This is a genomic window from Paenibacillus sp. OT2-17, assembly GCF_009827695.1.
Classification (GTDB): Bacteria; Bacillota; Bacilli; order Paenibacillales; family Paenibacillaceae; genus Paenibacillus; species Paenibacillus polymyxa_B.
The window spans coordinates 1-1750 of the sequence record NZ_WUDQ01000685.1; the positions used below are offsets into that span (position 1 = coordinate 1).

General features: G+C 45.3%; 2 protein-coding genes. One reads left to right on the forward strand and one right to left on the reverse strand.

Features of this window, described 5'->3' with window-relative positions; all coding sequences use genetic code 11:
* Positions 1 to 716 (reverse strand): alcohol dehydrogenase catalytic domain-containing protein (locus tag GRP75_RS26105; RefSeq protein WP_160790786.1); only part of this gene is annotated, 716 nt, incomplete at its 3' end.
* Between the two features lie 341 nt (positions 717 to 1057).
* Between GRP75_RS26105 and GRP75_RS26110 the strand changes: the two genes are divergently transcribed.
* Positions 1058 to 1750: LacI family DNA-binding transcriptional regulator (locus tag GRP75_RS26110; RefSeq protein ID WP_160790787.1), on the forward strand; the 693-nt coding region annotated here is incomplete at its 3' end.

Consider the following 1750-nt stretch of genomic DNA (forward strand, 5'->3'; position numbering starts at 1 on the left):
CCGCCGTTAGTCCGTTTGTGCAGTTCTTCCACCACATCATAAGTCTTAGGATCAAGCACAATAGCACCCAGCTCTTCAGCTTTAGCTTTGCGTTCCTCGGAAAGCTCTACTGCATAAATCTCAGATGCACCCGAAGCTTTCAACGCTTCAATAACCAGCAATCCGATAGGACCAGCGCCAAATACTACAGCTTTGTCGCCGACTTTCAGTTGGCTTTGGCGAACAGCATACAAAGCAACGGCCGAAGGCTCTACCAATGCGCCTTGCTCGAAAGATACGCTTTCTGGAATTTTGTGAACCATGTGCTCGTCAGCTGCGACATATTCAGAAAATCCACCGCCGCCGCCTGCCAGACCGAGGAAGCCCATTTTATCGCAAAGATTATATTTGCCTTGTTTACATGCATCACATTCTCCACATGCAAAAACCGGTTCTACAACTACACGGTCGCCAACCTGAATCTTGGTTACACCTTCACCGATTTCGACGACTTGTCCAGAGAATTCATGTCCCATTACGATCGGCGCTTTTTCGCCAGTCAATGGATGCTGAGCATCTTGGGGAATGAAGATCGGTCCTGCTACATATTCGTGAAGATCACTTCCGCAAATGCCACACCATTCTACTTTGATTTTTACTTTTCCTGCCAGAGCAGCGGGCTGCTCAATGTTTTCCAATCGTAAGTCTTTTACTCCATGCCATCTTAATGCTTGCATGTCTGTCATCTCCTTGACGAATATATGAATCATTGCCTCTATAAAAGTGAATGAATTAGGAAACGTTTCCGAAAAATAATATGTCACAATTTTTACACATTGTCAAACCAATTTAATGCAAAAAGCACTTGATTTTTTTGTGAATATAATCACTTGTGACTACAGTGCTATATTTGGCTCGTTACTTTTATACAAAGGAATTTTGTGAATTTTTCAGGTGAAGCAAAGACAAGAAGAAAACGACTTCAATTTTTAGACACTCATTCTGTGGTATAATATCAACATTAAGACTTTATTTTAGAAAGTCAGAAAACGATTCCGTTCTTGAAAGGATTTTGGGCGTGACAGATCAAAAGAAAGTAACCATAGAGGATGTAGCCAAGCGGGCAGGAGTCGGTATAGCGACTGTCTCCAGAGCTATTAATGATAGTGAGGGCATCAGCCCGAGAACGAAAGCCTTAATTTTGCAAGTGATTGAAGAGATGGGGTTTACGCCCAACACCTCGGCTCAGAGCTTGAAAGTTCGTCAGACACGACAAATCGCACTGGCCGTGCCAGACATTCGTAACGCGATTATTCCAGAGATCGCTTGGTCCGTAGAGCAGGCCGCCAAGCAGCATGGTTACCGGGTCGTGCAAATCAATACCGCCGGGAATGCCAGAATGGAGCTAGAAACAGTTCGTGAGGTCAAGAAGCTGCATGTCGACGGGCTCATCATTATGCCGCTGGCGTATCCCAAAATGTTGGTAGATCTGATTAACAAAGCCAGCGTTCCCGTGTCCATTATTAACTATGGCAAGAAGCTGGGCGAAGATGTCAAAGCGGATATCGTCAGTCTGGCCCGGCAAGAGGGAAGACTCGTGATGGAGCATTTGCTTAAAATCGGCAGAACAAGAATTGCCTATGCAGGTGCTGCGAAGGACAAAATCGAGGAAAGATACTTCGCTTATGAGCAGTCTCTCCAGCATGTGGACCCTTCACTCGTTTATTTTGGCGATGATTTCTCCTTTGAGACAGGGCTGCGCGCAGCCGAT